This is a genomic window from Streptomyces sp. NPDC028298, assembly GCF_055565895.1.
The window spans coordinates 1586866-1601935 of record NZ_JBVHTL010000001.1; the positions used below are offsets into that span (position 1 = coordinate 1586866).

Annotated in this window: 12 protein-coding genes; 6 read left to right on the top strand and 6 right to left on the bottom strand. The window is 73.6% G+C overall.

The annotated features are described in order from the left end of the window. Window positions 1–111 precede the first annotated feature (111 nt). Together ACZ4TO_RS06930 and ACZ4TO_RS06935 are read left to right on the top strand one after the other, a co-directional pair. Window positions 112–1092, top strand: a complete 981-nt coding sequence (locus tag ACZ4TO_RS06930; protein WP_382788474.1) for a helix-turn-helix domain-containing protein — start codon at window positions 112–114, stop codon at window positions 1090–1092. Between the two features lie 36 nt (window positions 1093–1128). After that, window positions 1129–1611 (top strand): DUF456 domain-containing protein, encoded by a 483-nt coding sequence (locus ACZ4TO_RS06935; RefSeq protein ID WP_382788476.1) that lies wholly within the window; start codon window positions 1129–1131, stop codon window positions 1609–1611. On the opposite strand, the gene ACZ4TO_RS06940 is transcribed toward ACZ4TO_RS06935, so the two are convergent. Continuing rightward, the gene (locus ACZ4TO_RS06940) at window positions 1598–2857 is read right to left on the bottom strand and encodes an SGNH/GDSL hydrolase family protein (RefSeq protein WP_468023623.1); all 1260 of its coding nucleotides are present in this window, start codon (window positions 2855–2857) and stop codon (window positions 1598–1600) included. The two genes, ACZ4TO_RS06935 and ACZ4TO_RS06940, sit on opposite strands and share 14 nt — an antisense overlap. 289 nt (window positions 2858–3146) lie before the next feature. Between ACZ4TO_RS06940 and ACZ4TO_RS06945 the strand changes: the two genes are divergently transcribed. Then, window positions 3147–3515 carry a PPOX class F420-dependent oxidoreductase gene (locus tag ACZ4TO_RS06945; protein ID WP_382788480.1) on the top strand — a complete coding sequence of 123 codons (369 nt, stop codon included), beginning with the start codon at window positions 3147–3149 and terminating at the stop codon, window positions 3513–3515. On the opposite strand, the gene ACZ4TO_RS06950 is transcribed toward ACZ4TO_RS06945, so the two are convergent. The 4 genes from ACZ4TO_RS06950 to ACZ4TO_RS06965 all read right to left on the bottom strand — a co-directional run bounded on the left by ACZ4TO_RS06950 (window position 3454) and on the right by ACZ4TO_RS06965 (window position 9928). Further along, the gene (locus ACZ4TO_RS06950) at window positions 3454–4977 is read right to left on the bottom strand and encodes an AlkA N-terminal domain-containing protein (RefSeq protein ID WP_468023624.1); all 1524 of its coding nucleotides are present in this window, start codon (window positions 4975–4977) and stop codon (window positions 3454–3456) included. The two genes, ACZ4TO_RS06945 and ACZ4TO_RS06950, sit on opposite strands and share 62 nt — an antisense overlap. 330 nt (window positions 4978–5307) lie before the next feature. Further along, a complete protein-coding gene (gene rsgA, locus ACZ4TO_RS06955) occupies window positions 5308–6423 on the bottom strand; it encodes a ribosome small subunit-dependent GTPase A (protein ID WP_382788484.1) in 1116 nt (371 codons plus the stop codon). A 242-nt stretch (window positions 6424–6665) separates the two neighbouring features. Further along, on the bottom strand, window positions 6666–8177 hold the full coding sequence (locus ACZ4TO_RS06960) for a cellulose binding domain-containing protein (protein WP_468023625.1): 1512 nt from the start codon (window positions 8175–8177) through the stop codon (window positions 6666–6668). A 428-nt stretch (window positions 8178–8605) separates the two neighbouring features. Further along, entirely contained in the window at window positions 8606–9928 is a 1323-nt protein-coding gene (locus ACZ4TO_RS06965; RefSeq protein ID WP_385041101.1) for a radical SAM protein, read from the bottom strand. A 162-nt stretch (window positions 9929–10090) separates the two neighbouring features. Here ACZ4TO_RS06965 and ACZ4TO_RS06970 point away from each other — a divergent pair, with 162 nt between their 5' ends. After that, window positions 10091–10939 (top strand): alpha/beta fold hydrolase, encoded by an 849-nt coding sequence (locus tag ACZ4TO_RS06970; RefSeq protein ID WP_468023626.1) that lies wholly within the window; start codon window positions 10091–10093, stop codon window positions 10937–10939. 107 nt (window positions 10940–11046) lie between these two features. On the opposite strand, the gene ACZ4TO_RS06975 is transcribed toward ACZ4TO_RS06970, so the two are convergent. Further along, window positions 11047–12024, bottom strand: a complete 978-nt coding sequence (locus ACZ4TO_RS06975; protein ID WP_468023800.1) for a hydroxyacid dehydrogenase — start codon at window positions 12022–12024, stop codon at window positions 11047–11049. A gap of 229 nt (window positions 12025–12253) precedes the next feature. Between ACZ4TO_RS06975 and ACZ4TO_RS06980 the strand changes: the two genes are divergently transcribed. Beyond that, a complete protein-coding gene (locus ACZ4TO_RS06980) occupies window positions 12254–13504 on the top strand; it encodes an FAD-binding protein (RefSeq protein WP_468023627.1) in 1251 nt (416 codons plus the stop codon). 139 nt (window positions 13505–13643) lie between these two features. Beyond that, entirely contained in the window at window positions 13644–14891 is a 1248-nt protein-coding gene (locus tag ACZ4TO_RS06985) for an ROK family transcriptional regulator (RefSeq protein ID WP_468023628.1), read from the top strand. Window positions 14892–15070: the final 179 nt, after the last annotated feature.

A 15070-nucleotide genomic window follows, 5' to 3' on the forward strand; every position in this document is an offset into this window, starting at 1 on the left:
AGAGGGGCGGGGGGTACGGCGATGATGTGCCGGGGCGGGTTTGCGCCGTGGCCGATTTCCGCCACGACGACGCCGGCCGGCCGGAACGCAACCACGGAGGGACTTCGCCGCATGCTGGGAGCGATAGGTCTGGACGAGACCCACGAAACGGCGTACCGCGCGCTGGTGTCCGTGGGCGCCGCCGAGGTGCCCGATCTCGCGCGCCGGCTCACGCTCGGCGAGCACGAGACGGAACGCGCGCTGCGCCGGCTGGAGCTGCGCGGCCTGGCCGCGCAGTCCTCGGCGCGGCCGGGCCGCTGGGTCGCCGCGCCGCCCGGAGTCGCCCTCGGCGCGCTCCTCACCCAGCAGCGCCACGAACTGGAGAAGGCCGAGCTGGCGGCCGCGCTGCTGGCCGAGGAGTACCGGGGCTCGGCGGGCGAACCGGCCGTCCACGACCTGGTCGAGGTGGTGATCGGCGCCGCGGCGGTCTCCCAGCGCTTCCTCCAGCTCCAGCTCGGCGCCGTCGAGGAGGTGTGCGCGCTGGTCACCGGCACCCCGATGGTCGTCTCCGGCACGGACAACGACGCCGAGGAGCAGGCCGCGGGCCGGGGTGTCCGCTACCGCGTGGTCGTCGAGCGGTCCGTTCTCGACCAGCCCGGCGGGATCACCGAGCTGTCCGCCGCGCTCGGCCGCGACGAGCGCGTGCGGGTCGTGGACCGGGTGCCGACCAAGCTGGTGATCGCCGACCGGGCGCTCGCCATGGTGCCGCTCACCTCGCACACCGCGGAGCCGGCCGCGCTGGTCGTGCACGCGAGCGGACTCCTGGAACTGCTGGCCGGGCTGTTCGAGTCCGTGTGGCGGGACGCGCTGCCGCTGCGGCTGGGCAGCCGGGGCGTACTGGAACAGGAGGCGGACGGCCCCGACACCACCGACCTGGAGATCCTGTCGCTGCTCCTCGCCGGGCTGACCGACGCGAGCGTCGCCAAACAGCTCGACCTGGGCCTGAGGACCGTGCAGCGCCGGGTCAAGCGGCTGATGGAGCTGACCGGCGTGACGACCCGGCTTCAGCTCGGCTGGCACGCGTACGAGCGCGACTGGGTCGCCCGGGGCTGACCTGCGCGCTCCCGTCCGCTCGGGCAGTCTGGGCAGATGGGAGCGTGGGAACTCCTGCTGGTCGGCGTGGTGATCCTGCTCGGCCTGGTCGGAGTACTGGTGCCCGGTCTGCCGGGGTCGTGGCTCGTCTGGGCCGCCGTGCTGTGGTGGGCGCTGAGCTACCCGCAGACCCTGTCCTGGGCCGTCCTGGTCGCCTCCACGGCCGTCCTGCTGCTCTCCCTGGCCATCCGCTGGATGCTCCCGCCGCGACGGCTCCGCGAGAGCGGTGCCACCACCCGGATGGCGGTGTACGCAGGGGGCGGGTCGTTCCTCGGCTTCTTCCTGGTCCCGGTGGTCGGCGGCGTGGCCGGTTTCATCGGCGGGATCTATCTCGGTGAACGGCGGCGCCTGGGCGGGCACGGCCCGGCGAAGGCCTCGGTGCGGACCGCGATGCGCGCGGGCGGCTGGAGCGTGCTGACGGAGTACTTCGCCTGCCTGCTCATCTTCGGGGCGTGGCTGGGAGCGGTCATCTGGGGCTGAGGCGCTTCGCCACCAGGGTCCGCAGGTCGATCGTGTCGGCCAGGGCGCGCATGCCGGCGTCGTTGAAGTGCAGGTGGTCCCCGGGGTCGTACGCCGGGAGGATCCGGCTCGGGTGGTCCGGGTCGCGGACGGCGGCGTCGAGGTCCGCGACCGCGTCGAAGATCCGGTGGGTGCGGATGGCGGTGTTGACCGCCTGCCGCACGGCCTCCCGGGCGGGGGTGTACGCGCCGTGGCCGCCGTACGGGGTGATCGTGCCGCCGACGACCCTGATGCCGCGGGCGTGGGCGCGGCGAACGACGAGCCGGTAGGCGTCCTCCAGGGCCCGTGGGTCCGTCTGCTCCGGGGTTCCCTTGATGTCGTTGATGCCCTCCAGCACGATCATCGTGCGGACACCCGCGCGGGAGAAGACGTCCGTGTCCAGGCGGGTCAGCGCGCTCGGGCCCCGGCCGTCGAGCAGGAGGCGGTTCCCGGAGATGCCCGCGTTCAGGACACCGGGCCTGCGGTGCGCGGGAAGCGCGCGCAGCCGGGCGGCGAGCCGGTCGGGCCAGCGGTGGTTGGCCTCGAACGAGGAGCCGGTGCCGTCGGTGATCGAGTCGCCGAGCGTGACGACGCTGCCCGCGGCCGTGGCGCCGCGCACGTCGACGCCCGTCACGTAGTACCAGCTGTTGACCTTGGCGGTGTAGCCCGCGCCGCTCTCCTGGGCGGTCCGGTCGCCCCGGGGCGCGACGAAGTTGGCCTGGAGCGCGGAGCGGTGATAGGTCGCCGGACCGGAGTCGGCCGGGGTGTGCACCGAGACGAGCAGGTTGGCGTCGGCGGGGACACGCAGCGCGACGGGGTCGCTGACCAGGTCCCGGCCGGCCGGGACGGTGACCGATCCGGCTCCGGCGAAGGTGACCGCGCGCACGGAGCCCGCGACGGCCCGGGGGCTTCCGGGTGCGCCGGGAAGCTGCAACGCCAGCGTCACGGAACCGAGCAGGAGCGGCCGCGTGCCGAGCCGGTTGGACAGCCGGACGCGCGCGGCCCTGCCGCCGACGCTGGTGTGGACGACATTGCGGATCGAGGCGCCGGGCAGCGCGGGCGCGGTGCCGGAGGCCGCGGCCTCCCAGGTTCCAGTCCAGGTCCGGGCCGGCTTCGGGGCGCTCCGGCCGGGCGCGGGCCGCGCTTCGGCGATCACACCGGTGGAGGCGAGGGCCAGGGTGGTCGCCAGGGGGACGAGAAGACGCCGGAACATGATCGCGCGGGGCATGCGGCGATCGATTCCCCGCGCGCCGACCCCCGCATCACATCATCACACCGTCGGACGCGCCCGAACGGGGCCGACCAGGGCCGAACGGCGTCGCCCGAGGCCCGGCACACCCCCGAACGGGGCCGGCCGGGACCTCACGCGCCGGATCAGGCCCGGGACCGGAGGGACGGGCTTGGACCGGAGGGGACGGGCTTGGACCGGAGGGGACGGGCGGGGTCCGCCTCTCCGCCTGCGGTCCTAGGACCGCAACCCGATGCGCCGGGGGCCGGGGGCGTGTTTGGGTGCTGTCATGACCGAATTCAGTGAGGCCGAGCGCGCGTATCTGAGGTCGCAGCGGCTGGGACGGCTGGCCACCGTCGACCCGCTCGGGCAGCCCCAGGCCAACCCCGTCGGCTTCTTCCCCCAGGAGGACGGGACGATCCTGATCGGCGGCTACTCGATGGGCACCACGAAGAAGTGGCGCAACCTCCAGAAGAACCCGAAGGTGGCGCTCGTCGTGGACGACATCGTCAGCGTCCAGCCGTGGAAGGTCCGCGGCGTCGACATCCGCGGAGAGGCGGAACTCCTCACCGGTGCCCACGACTTGGGCCCGCACTTCAGTGAGGAACTGATCCGGATCCATCCCCGGCGGATCCACAGTTGGGGCCTGGAGGACTGAACTCCCCCGCCGCCGCCCTCAGATGGCACACGGCGTACGAGCGCCAGGGCCGCCAGGTGTCCGGGGCGTCGGTGCCGGGCGGCGCCACGTCCGGGTCGCCGAGGGCCCGGGTGCGGATGACGGCTGCGGTGCGCTCGTCCATGCCGGGCAGCGCGAGCAGCGCCGCCCTCGTCTCCTCGCGGTCCGCACCCGGGTCGAGCCGCAGGGTGCCGTCGGCGAGGGCCGCGGTCAGCGCGCCGAGCGGACCACCGGGCTCCGCCTCCGCGAGGACGGCGGCCTCGGGGAAGACATGGGTGAGCGTCTCGCACTCGGCGTCCAGCGTCTTGCCGTACCGCAGCACCAGCCGCTCGGCCTCCGCGGCCCCGACCAGCGCGCGTACCGCGAGTTCGTCCGGATCGGCGGCGCCCGGCGACCGCAGGCCCGGCCGTGCCGCGACCAGGGGACCCAGCCGAGCGTCCGCTCCCAGCCGCTCGTCGACGGCGTACGGATCGGCGTCGAGGTCGAAGAGCCGCCGCAGCCGCTGCACGGCCGTGGTGAGGTCCCGGAGATCGGTGAGGTGCAGCCGGGCGTCGAGCCAGCCTCCGGGGTGGGCGGTGTCGGCGGGGCCCGGTGCTCCGTCGGTCCGGGCCGGCGCGCCGGCCCGGGAGCGGCGGCCCGCCGGGGTGCCCGGCCGTTCCTCGACGGCCACGATGCCCGTGCCGTACGGCAGCCGCAGCGTCCGGCGGTAGGTGCGCCGGCCGCGGCTTCCGCGGACGGCCTCGATGCCCGGGACGGCCTCGGCGGCGAGCAGGTCGAAGACGGCGGCGGACTGGTAGGGGCCCCGGTGGGCGAGGCGGAGCGGGACGCCCGCGGCGGGGGTGGCCGCGCTGCGGGCGGCCGGAGCGCTGCGCGGCGCCGCATCGCGCAACTGGCTCGGCGTGGACGCGTAGACCGTGCGGATCGTGTCGTTGAACTGGCGCACGCTGGCGAATCCCGCCGCGAACGCGATCTGCGTGACGGGGAGTTCGGTGGTCTGGAGGAGGATCCGCGCGGTGTGCGCCCGCTGGGCCCTGGCCAGTGCGACCGGGCCCGCGCCGACCTCCGCGGTGAGCTGCCGCTGGACCTGGCGGGTGCTGTACCCGAGCCGCGCGGCGAGGCCGCCGACGCCCTCGCGGTCCACCACGCCGTCGCCGATCAGGCGCATGGCGCGGCCGACGACATCGGCCCGTACGTTCCAGGCCGCCGAGCCCGGCACGGCGTCCGGGCGGCATCGGCGGCAGGCCCGGAAGCCGGAGCCCTGCGCGGCGGCGGCCGTCGCGTAGAACCGCACGTTGCGCCGCTTCGGCGTCACCGCCGGGCAGCTCGGCCGGCAGTAGATCCCGGTGGTCCGCACGGCGAAGAAGAACTCCCCGTCGAACCGGGCGTCCCGGCTCCGCACGGCCTCGTACCTGGTGTCCTCGTACCTGACGTCCTCGTCGTTCACCCTTCCAGTGTGTCCCCGCCCGACAAACAGAGCTGGCGGAATTCGGACACGACAGCCGGACCGCGGGGTGCCCCGCCCGGGCCGGGGGCGGAGAACCAGCGGGCAGGGGCGGCGGCCCCGTGGCCCGGAGCCGGGCGGGGACAGGTCAGTTGCCCGGCGGGCAGCGGCGGAGGACCGGCGAGCAGGGGCGGGGGCCCGGCAGGCAGGGGCGGGGGCCCGGAACCGGCCCGGAGCCCAGCAGGGACCGGCCCGGAGTCGGCGGGGACCGGTCCGGAACCCGGCAGGCAGGAGCGAAGGGCCGGGGGTCCGGGCCTCCGCCACCGGGGGCGGCTACCAGCGGCCCCGCTTCGCCTCCATGGCGGCGCGGCCCTCCGCCCCCTTCCGCTTCCAGTCGCGGCGGATCTCGGCGCGCAGCCGGGCGTCCGTCTTGGCGACGATCCGCTGGTTCTCGCGGAGCAGCTTGCGGTAGCTCTCCAGCCGCCGCTCCGGCAGGTCGCCGGAGTCGACGGCCGCGAGCACCGCGCACCCGGGCTCGGCGACATGGGCGCAGTCCTGGAAGCGGCAGTCGGCGGCGAACTCCTCGATCTCGGAGAACACCTGCCCGACCCCGCTCCCGGCGTCCCACAGGCCCACTCCGCGCAGCCCCGGGGTGTCGATGAGGACACCGCCGCCGGGCAGCACGAGCAGATTGCGGGTCGTCGTGGTGTGCCGCCCCTTGCCGTCCATGTCGCGGGTCGCCTGGACGTCCATGACGTCCTCGCCGACCAGCGCGTTGGCCAGGGTGGACTTGCCCGCGCCGGACTGGCCGAGCAGCACGGCCGTGCCACCCGCGAGCACGGCCTCCAGGACGTCGAGACCGGCCCCCGTCGAGGAGCTGACGGCGAGGACGGTGACCCCGGGCGCGGAGATCTCCACGTCCTGCACGAGGTGGGCGAGGGTCGCCGCCTCCGGGACGAGGTCGGCCTTGGTGAGGACGACCACGGGCTGTGCGCCGGACTCCCAGGCCAGCGCGAGGAAGCGCTCGACGCGGCCGAGGTCGAGTTCGACGGCGAGGGAGACGGCCACGACGGCGTGGTCGACGTTGGCCGCGAGGATCTGCCCCTCGGACCGCTTGGAGGAGGTGGAGCGCACGAAGGCCGTACGGCGGGGCAGATACGCCCGTACGTAGCGCGGGTTGCCGGCCGGTTCGACGGCGACCCAGTCACCGGTGCACACGACGCGCAGCGGATCGTGCGGTGTCACGAAGGCCGTGTCGGCGCGGACGACGCCCTCGGCGGTGGCGACGTCGCACTGCCCGCGGTCGACGCGGATCACCCGGCCGGCGACGAGCCCTTCGGAGTGGTAGGGAGCGAACTCGTCCGCCCAGGCTTCGTCCCAGCCGTACGGAACGAGCGAGGAGAGCCCCAGGGAGGCGGACGGGGTCGGGAAGGCGGAGCTGGAAGTCAAGGGAGACCCTTCACAAGGGTGGCCCCGGCGACGCGCACTGCGGCGCGAAGGAAAGGTGGAAGGTCAGCCGGCGGCCACGGAGGTGGACTTGATGCACTTCTGAATGCGGGCAGCGCCCATCGCAACGACAGCCATCGGTCACACCTCCTGGTACTCGCTCGAGGCCCATGCCTCGATGCCGACGCGTGAACTGTATCCGGGGCCCCGCCGGGCCCGTCAATCGAATTAAACGCCCCGACGGATCACCCTGCCGTCGTGCAGCTCTCCCCGTTGAGGGTGAAGGCGTCCGGAGCCGAGTTCCCGCCGCTCCAGCTTCCGTTGAAGCCGACCGCGAAGGAACCGCCCGCGGCGACCGACCTGTTGTAGTCCTTGGCGGAGGCGGTCACCCGGGAGCCGCTCTGGGCGACGGTGCCGTCCCACATCTGCGTGACCCGCTGGCCGTCGTCGAAGGTCCAGCCGATCCGCCAGGTGTCGAGGGCCTCTTCGGACGTGACGGTGACGGTGGCCTGGAAGCCGTCCGTCCACTCGTCGACGAGGTCGTACGTCACCTCGCAGGTCGCGGGGCTCTTCGTGGAGTTCGCCGGCGGTGTGGAGTGCTTGGATCCCGGGGCCTTCGCGGTGGCGTGCGCCGGGGACGAGGAGGACGTGCCCTGGGGCTCGGGGTCGGACTTCGAGCCGGCGTCGGCACTGGCGTCCACGGGCTCGGGCGAGACGAGCGAGCCCTCGGCTCGGGTGGTCGCGCCCGGGGAGGACACGGCCGGGTCGGCCACCGGACGGCGGTCGGCCGCGTCGCCGCGCGCGGCGGCGGCCGGGTCGTTCCCGGCGCCGAAGGGCATCAGTGAGACGGTGAGGGCGAGGCCGGAGACGATCACGGCGGCGACCAGCAGTCCGGTGCGGCCGATCCGGGGCGCGGCCTCCCTGATCTCGGCGAGACCGGTGTCCGCGGCCGCGTCCGTACGACCGCCCGCCAGCCCCGCCTCGGCGGCGCGGCGCCTGCGCTCCAGATAGGCGAGCCCGCCCCAGCCGATCACGCCGCCCGCGAGCGCGGCCGGCAGTCCGCCGCCGTGCAGCCGCAGACAGGCCGCGGCCTCCGCGCACTCCACGCACCGGGCGAGGTGCTGCGAGAGGTCCTCGGGCGTCTCGGCGCCCGGCGAGCGGGTGACCGCGTCGAGAAGCCGGGCGTAGCTGCGGCAGTCGGCGTCCATCGGGGTGTCGAGGTGGTTGCGGTGGCACCGGTCCCTGAACAGGGCCCGTACCTGGCCGAGTTCCTCGGCGGCCGCCACCGGGTCGAGACCGAGCCGCCGGGCCACCGCGGGCAGCGGGAGCGCCTCCACCTCGACCAGCCACAGCAGGGCCGCGTCGGGTTCCTGAAGGTCCCTCAGACCGCGCAGCGCGACCGGGCGGTGCAGCGGCGGCCCCGTGTAGCGGGCCGCCTTCTCGGAGTTGAGCCACAGCCTGAGGTCCGGGTCCAGCCGGTGTCCCTGGCCGTGCGCCTCCCAGGCGGCGGCGGTGGTCCGGACCGAGTTGAGCAGCAGGGGGATCCGGGGCAGCCCGGGGTTTCTGCGGCCCGTGGTCTTGGTGCGGACCGCGGCCGAGCGCGCCTCGTGGATGCCGTGGGTGAACGCCTCGGTGGCGAGCTGGGTGGCCGCGGCGGAGCCGGACGTGCACAGATCGGCGTACGACAGGACGGCGTCCCAGCATTCCGAGAACAGCGCGGCCTCGGCGGCGTCCTGGGGGGTCGGCAGGTCTGGCATGGGGGTCTCCCGCATCCACGGCTTCCGCGTGCAACGTCACACAAGCGCCCAACTCGCCTGTTTTCAGCGGGAGTTGGGGGCGACTCGACAACGGGCCAGAGCCTTTCACGGTTCCGACACAACTGACAAGCGACGCCGTCACATCATGCGGTCGCGCGATCACAGGACGATCCGTCGAACGTCCGTCGCCCCGGTCCGGTCTCCGGCGGCCCGGGCCGGGACCCGGGTGGCCCGAGTGTCGTACGGAACACCCGCCCGGCGGGAGCGAACGCTTCAACTTTCACAGAACCCCCCACCTGCCCCGGCTCCACCGCACTGCCCCCAGCCCACTGCCCGCCACCCGACGGCCGACGCACGACGGCCGACGCACGACGGCCCGGACGTCGGGACGACGTCCGGGCCGTGCGGGTGCGCCCCGAGGGCACGGGTCACACCTGGGAGACCGGCTCCTGCGCGGGGAGGCTGTCCATGAAGGAACTGACGGAGAAGACCGCGCGGCCCGGACCGGGCTCTCCGTACCCGGGCGGCGACTGGAGCCCGAAGTCGTCCATCGTGGCGCGGTAGGCCTCCAGCAGGCGGATGTGGTACTCCAGCGGCGCGCCGTTCGGGTTGGCCTTGCCCAGCGGGGTGGTCGGCTCGGGGCACCAGGTGGTGAAGCGGGGCGTGATGCCCTGCGACATGAAGAACCGCAGGCCCTCGGTGGTTGAGGCGATCGCCTCGTCGACGCTGGTGAAGCCGAAGGGCTCGGCCATCTCCACGCCCGCGACGAAGTTCGGGATCACATTGCGGGCGCCGAAGATCTCGGCGGAGTCGAGGATGCGCTTGTGCCACTCGTCGCGGCCGACGTAACGCTCCTTGCCGGGGCAGTACATCTTGAACAGATACTCGTCCCACACCTCGTAGTTGGGGTGGTAGATCTGCACGCCGTAGTCCTTGAACCGCTGTACGTCGTCGCGGGGCAGCGCCTGGGCCACCACCTTGCCGATCCAGCGACCGGGGAACCTCTCCTCGATGGCCTTGGCGTAGTGGCCGTAGAAGTCGGCCTCGTCACGGCCGGAGACCGTCTTGGTGATCGCACCGCCGGTGAGGGTGTACGCCGTCGACGCCTTCGCGGTGTCGTACCGGTCGATGATCTCCAGGGCCTCCAGGACCTCCTCGACGTCCTTGACCCCGGTGTAGGGACGGCCCGCCGCCTTGTGCTGGCGCCAGTTGTGGTTGATGTCGCAGTACTGGCACTCCTCCTTGGCACCGAAGTACTGGCAGACCCGGAAGACGGTGAGGTAGATCAGGTAGCCCCACTGGATCGTCGGGGCCACCTCCATCACGGACTTCCCGTTGGAGAGCTTGTGCCGGTAGTACTCGGGCATCGGCGGCACGCCGACGTCGGAGATCCGCTTCCCGTCGAGGTAGAGCCCGAGGACGCCCTCGTCGTCGGCGGCGACCCGGTAGGGCGAGGTCGGGTTCACGCGCACGGACACCACGGTGCGCCGCAGGTCGTACGGGCCGCCGGTGAGGATGATCTCCTCGGGCGGGCGCCGGAGCGCGGCCTCGCCCAGCTCGGGCAGGGTGCCGTGGTCGAAGGAGAAGATGAAGTACGACTTCGGCTTGACCTCGCCGCCCTCGTTGTCGCTGAGCGCGGACGCGTCGAAGGCCACGCCCCCGCGGAGCAGGTCCTCCTTGATGACGGCTTCCCGTGGCACGTGCGGGAACCGCTCCATCAGATCCTCGACCAGCGCGGTGCGGCTGCCCATCCCGTTCTCCTCGCTCCCGACCTGCTTCGTCTGACGTGTTCGACTCCTCACGGTATGCCCCCGCCCGGACATCGGCCGTGCCGGGTCCCCCGCGTCGCCGGAGACGGCCGCCGCGGCGGATCTCGTTTGCTCCGTCCGGGCGCCGCTGGGAGAGTCGTCGCCATGCCTGCCTTCACCTCGTACGACGGGACCGAGCTGGCCTTCGACACCCGGGGGGACGGACCGCCGGTGGTGTGTCTGCCCGGCGGCCCGATGCAGGACTGCGCGTACCTCGGTGACCTGGGCGGACTGTCCGCGCACCGGCGGCTGATCATGGCGGACCCGCGCGGCACGGGCCGGTCCGCGATCCCGGCGGACCCCGCCTCGTACCGCTGCGACCGGCTCGTCGACGACGTCGAGGCCCTGCGCGAGCACCTCGGTCTCGACCGGATCGACCTGCTCGGGCACTCCGCCGGGACGAACACGGCCGTCCTGTACGCGCAGCGGCACCCGGAGCGGGTCCGGCGGCTCGCGCTGATCACGCCGAGCGTCTCCGCCCTCGGGATCGGGATCGCTCCGGAGACCAGACGGGCGACGGCGCTGCTGCGCGAGGGCGAGCCGTGGTTCCCGGAGGCGTTCGCGGCCCTGGAGACGATCGTCGGCGGACAGGGCGACGCCGACGCGTTCCGGGCCATCGCCCCGTTCTGGTACGGGCGTTGGGACGAGGCCGCGCGGGCGCACCGGGACGCGGAGGACGCGCACAAGAACCACGGGGCCGCGGCCCGTTTCGCCGACGGCGCCTTCGCGCCGGAGACCACCCGGGCGGCCCTCGGCCGCCTGACCTCCCCCGTCCTCGTGCTCGCCGGAGAGGTCGACCTGAACTCCCCGGCGCCCGCGATGACCGAGGTCGCCGCCCTGTTCCCGGACGCCGAGCTCGTCGTCCAGAGCGGGGCCGGCCACTTCCCGTGGCTCGACGATCCGAAGCTGTTCGTGACGACGACGGAGGCGTTCCTGGCCGGGCCCGCCCGCTGAGGGCCGGGTCCTACGACGCACACCCCGCCGGGTGAGACCCGGGCGGGCCGCCGGAGCGGGCCGTACGCGCGGTCGGGCCCGCCGGAGACGGGTCGGCTGCGACATGGTCAGGCGCTCCGCTCCAGCTCCCCCGCGTCGATCAGGAACTCCGGCGTCCTCCCGGACAGCAGGTGCTCGGCCTCCCTCAGGACGGTCAGGCCGAGGCGGGCGACCTCGTTGCCCTGGGAGCCGGCCAGGTGAGGGGTGACGAAGGCGTTCGGGAGGTCGTGCAGCGGGGAGTCGGCGGGCAGCGGCTCGGGGTCGGTGACGTCGAGGATCGCGCCGACCCGCCCCGCGCGCAGCTCCTCGATCAGCGCGTCGTGGTCGACCAGGGAGCCGCGCGCGGTGTTGATGAGCACCGATCCGGCGGGCATGAGCGCGAGTTCGCGGCGGCCGATCAGATGCCGGGTCTCCGGGGTCTGCGGGGCGTGGACGGTGACGATGTCGCTGCCGGCGAGCAGTTCGTCGAGCGGCAGCAGGGGAACACCGAGGGCGGCCGCCCCGGCCTCGTCGACGTAGGGGTCGGCGAGGCTCACCGACAGGTCGAAGGGGCGGAGCAGTTCGATGAGACGTCTGCCGATGCGGGAGGCGCCCACGACGCCGACGCGGCGGCCGAAGTTGCCGATGCCGGGAAGGATCTGCCCGTAGGGGAAGGCCCGTTCGGTGCGCAGGCGTTCCCGGTGGGCGAAGACGTCCTTGCCCGCGAGCAGGATCATGGCGAGCGTGTACTCGGCGACGGGCAGGGCGTTCGCGGCGGCGGCCGAGGAGACGACGACGCCGCGCTCCCACACCTCGGGGGCCGCGAAGCCCTTCACGGAGCCGGCGGCGTGCAGGACGGCCCGCAGCTTCGGGGCCGCGTCGAGCGCGGCCGCGTCGAGGAGGGGGCACCCCCAGCCGGTGATCAGGATCTCGGTGTCCGCGAGCCGGGCCCGTACGCGCGGGTCGGTGAAGTCGACCGCCACGAACGAGGGATCGATGTCCACCCGCTCGCGCAGCCGGGCGAGGAGGTCCGGCGGAAAGATCCGCGGCACGTTCTCGGGGGTCATGGCGAACATCGCCACGGGACGCTCGGAGGGCTGATCCACTGGACGTTCGGGCAAGGAGGTGGCCTTCCGATGCGGTGACACCGAGGACAGCAAGCGCTCTCTACGGTAGATCGCGCCACGTGAGAGGGTCAATGGCCTGCTCTGCCACCGCGGCGGACCGACGGGGTAGGTTCCCGGGGGTGGTCATTGCATGGGCCACGCACAGCGACTCGCGGGAGGGACGACAGGGATGACTCGGACCCTGACCAACTGGGCCGGCAACATCACGTACGCGGCCAAGGAGCTGCACCGGCCCTCCTCGCCCGACGCGCTGCGCGCCCTGGTCGCCGGCAGCTCGCGCGTCCGGGTGCTGGGCAGCGGGCACTCGTTCAACGCGATCGCGGAGCCGGGCGCCGAGGGCGTCCTGCTGTCGCTGGACGCGCTGCCGCCCGTGGTGGACGTCGACACGACGGCCCGTACGGTACGGGTCTCGGGCGGGGTCCGGTACGCCGAACTCGCCCGCCGGGTGCACGGGCACGGACTCGCGCTGCACAACATGGCCTCCCTTCCGCACATCTCGGTGGCGGGTTCGGTCGCCACCGGCACCCACGGGTCCGGGGTGACGAACGGGCCGCTCGCCGCCGCCGTGCGCGAGGTCGAACTGGTCACGGCGGACGGCTCCACCCTGGTGATCGGCCGGGACGAGGAGCGGTTCGGCGGCGCCGTGACCTCGCTGGGCGCGCTCGGTGTCGTCACCGCGCTCACGCTCGACCTGGAACCTGACTTCGGGGTGAGCCAGCATGTGTTCACCGAACTCCCGCTGGAGGGACTGGACTTCGAGACGGTCGCGGCATCCGCGTACAGCGTGAGCCTGTTCACCGACTGGGGGCGCCCCGGCTTCCGTCAGGTCTGGCTCAAACGGCGTACGGACCGGCCTGCGCCGGACTTCCCCTGGGCGGCGCCCGCGACCGAGGCCCTGCACCCGGTGCCGGGCATGCCCGCCCGCAACTGCACCGAGCAGCTCGGCGTCCCGGGCCCCTGGCACGAGCGACTGCCGCATTTCCGGGCCGAGTTCACTCCGAGCAGCGGCGCCGAACTGCAGTCGGAGTATCTGCTGGCGCGCTCGGACGCCCTGGCGGCGCTGCACGCGCTGGACGCGATCCGCGGGACGATCGCGCCGGTGCTGCAGATCTGTGAGGTGCGGACCGTGGCCGCCGACGAGCAGTGGCTGAGTCCGGCGTACGGCCGGGACTCCGTGGCCCTGCACTTCACCTGGATCGAGGACACCGGGGCCGTTCTGCCGGTGGTCCGCCGGGTGGAGCGGGCGCTGGAGCCGTTCGGGCCCCGGCCGCACTGGGGCAAGGTGTTCACCGTGCCCCCGGCGGTGCTGCGCGAACGGTCCCCGCGGCTGGACGAGTTCAGGGCGCTGGCCGGCACCCTCGACCCGGCGGGGACCTTCACCAACGCCTTCGTGCGGGACTTCCTCGGTTCCCGCCCCTGATCTCCTCCACCGCGGCCGCCACCCTTCCTCCACCCCATTTCCTAACCCCTTGTCGAATGTCCCCGGCGGGCCGTAGCCTGACGCGGCGCGCAGGGGCCGACGCGCCCGGGAACCGGTGCGCGGGAGCGAGGGGAGCCCCATGAAGCGCGGTACGTCACGCGACATCCGCACCGCGAACCGGTACGAGGTGCTGCGTCAGATCATCGCCGAATCCCCCACCTCACGGCAGGAACTGGCGTCGGCGACCGGGCTCAGCCTGGCCACGGTCGCGACGCTCGTGGGTGAACTGCTCGACCTCGGGATGCTGACCGAGGTCGGCTTCGAGGACTCGGCGGGCGGCCGTCCGCGCGGGCTGGTGGCGGTGAACGCGGCCGGGGGCGCCCTCATCGGCGTCGACATCGCGGAGACGTACGTCCGGGTCGAGCTGTTCGACCTGGCCCTGAACGTGCTCGCCCGCGCCGACGAGGACATGCGCCCCGGCGAGAGCCGCCCGGAGCAGGTGGTCGGCCATGTCGCCGCCGCCGTCGGCTCGGTGGTCGCCCAGTCCGGGGTGGAGGGCACGCGGGTGCTGGGCGTGGGGGTCAGCGTCCCCGGGCAGGTCGACCGCGACACCGGGGTCGCGGAGTACGCCCCCAACTGGGACTGGCACGACGTGCCGTTGCTCGATCTGCTCGCCGAGCACATCGCCCACCCCCTGTATCTCGACAACCCGCTGCGCGCCTGCGCGGTCGCCGAGTTGTGGTTCGGCGCGGCCCGGGGACGCGGTGACGCGGTCGTGGTCAATCTGGGCACGGGCGTGGGCGCCGGTCTCGCGCTCGGGGGCGGAGTGCACCGCGGGGTCAGCAACAGCGCCGGCGAATGGGGCCACACCACGCTGGTGCTGGACGGCCGGCTGTGCCACTGCGGCAACCACGGCTGCGTGGAGACGTATGTCGGGGCCCCTGGGATCATGCTGAACCTGCGGGAGCTGAGCCCCGGGAGCCCGCTGCTGCACCCGGAGGACCAGACCGCCACCATCGACGCCCTCGCCTCGGGTGTCGCCGCGCAGGACCCGGTGGCCGTCAAGGTCGTGCGCGACACCGCCCGTTATCTCGGCGCCGCGATCTCCGACCTGGTCAACCTGCTCAACCCCGAAGTGGTCGTGCTGAGCAGTTGGGTCGCGGCCACGCTCGGGGAACCGCTGCTGCGGGAGGTGCGCGAGGCCGTCGCCCGGCACGCGCTGCGGCGTCCGCTCGCGGCCACGGAGATCGTCCTGTCCCCCATTCCGACGGACCCGGTCTGCCTGGGCGCCGCCACGTTCGCCCTCGAAGGGGCGCTCCAGCCGGCCGGCCGGCGGCAGGCCGGGGGGACCGCTCCCGCACGGAGTCGCACGGCGCCTCCGGCGTGACCGCCGGAATCGGAGCCGAGGGCATGCGGCGCTCCAAGTGCCTTCATATGTAAGTGAGTTGACGATTCGTAGGTCGGCACGCCGAGGAAACGGGAGCCGTGACGTCCGGTATCCCGAACCCCCGGCAACGCTTCGCGCCGACTTCGTCCAACCCCTTGCCGAAGCATTGGCGGAAGGTT